Annotated in this window: 1 protein-coding gene; it reads left to right on the top strand. The window is 41.4% G+C overall.

All coding sequences use genetic code 11. The features are described 5' to 3' along the window. Positions 1–94 precede the first annotated feature (94 nt). Positions 95–1,417 (top strand): IS4 family transposase, encoded by a 1,323-nt coding sequence (locus I6E69_RS20430; RefSeq protein WP_197122213.1) that lies wholly within the window; start codon positions 95–97, stop codon positions 1,415–1,417. Positions 1,418–1,426: the final 9 nt, after the last annotated feature.

Here is a 1,426-nt window from a genome sequence, read left to right as displayed (position 1 = left end):
TAATGCCGATCAGTTAAGAAAATGACCGGTTGACCGATCCAAACGATCATGCAAAATCCGTAGTTAGGAAACTAACTACGGATTTTTTGTGAATATAGAACAAGCACTGCAAGCAACACTCGAAGAAAGCAGCCGATACCATACCTTTGAAAAATTATCAGAAATTCTTGACCCTGAAATCATTGAACAAGGTTTTCAACAAGCAGGGATTGCAACCGTTCGTAAGCGAAGATTACCGCTTGAAGCCGTTTTGTGGTCAGTTATTGGCATGGCATTGTTTCGAAAAGAATCAGTTTGGAATATCGCTAATAAGCTAGATATCATGTTACCTGGCAAGAACCAACTCGTTGCTCCAAGTGCGATGGTACAGGCGAGACAAAGGTTAGGTGATGATTCCGTTAAACACGTTTTCAATAAATCTGCTCAATCAATGTATAAGCAACAGTCATTCGAAACATGGAATGGTTTGAACCTATTAGCTGTTGACGGTGTTGTGTGGCGAACAGCCGACACGCCTGATAATCGTAAAGCCTCCTCTTCAGGTAGCAACCAATACGGTGATACAGCCTTTCCTCAAATACGCATGGTCTGTCATATGGAATTGACCAGCCATCAACTTCTCAGTAGCGAGTTTGATAACTATAAAACCAACGAGATGAAATTAGCTGAGCGTTTAATTGAACGTACACCAGATAATTCACTGACTATGTTTGATAAAGGATATTATTCTTTAGGCCTGTTAAACCGTTGGCATCAAACTGGGGAGATGAGGCACTGGCTGATACCAGCAAGGCCCGACTTACAGTATGAAATCATCTCCAGCGCGGGTAAAAATGACCATATCATTGAATTGAAAACCACAAAGCATGCACAAAAAAACTTTCCCGATGTTCCTGAAACAATTAAAGCGAGATTAATCAGCAAAACAATAAAGGGCAAAAGCTACCGTATATTAACCTCGATGACGGATAGATTGCGTTATCCAGGTAATGAAATTGTTGAATTATATTGTCATCGTTGGGAGATAGAACTTGGGTTTAGAGAAATCAAACAAACCATGCTTGATAGCGCATACCATTTAAGAAGTAAGCGTCCAGACATGGTGCGTCAGGAGCTATGGGCCGTGTTACTCGCCTATAATTTAATACGAAGAATAATGACGATGGCGGCGACAGTCACAGGGATATGGCCTAACCAGCTTAGTTTCTCTAGCAGTTCGATGGCTGTCATTCAGTATTTCTCGTCAGTATCTATAATGAGCCCAGGGAACATTCCAATACACTGGCAGCACTTACTCGATACACTGGTCTTATTTAAGCTTCCAGCTAGACGAGAGGATAGAAGATATCCCCGATGGGTTAAGCCAAAACCATCTAAGTATCCCCATAAAAAGAAAGATGCCAGTCAGCTTAACTGACTGGCATTA

It is taken from the genome of Pseudoalteromonas sp. NZS100 (assembly GCF_015864815.1).
GTDB classification, from domain to species: domain Bacteria; phylum Pseudomonadota; class Gammaproteobacteria; order Enterobacterales; family Alteromonadaceae; genus Pseudoalteromonas; species Pseudoalteromonas distincta.
Note: the sequence above shows the minus strand (reverse complement) of the source record. Positions and strands in the feature narration are given on the sequence as shown.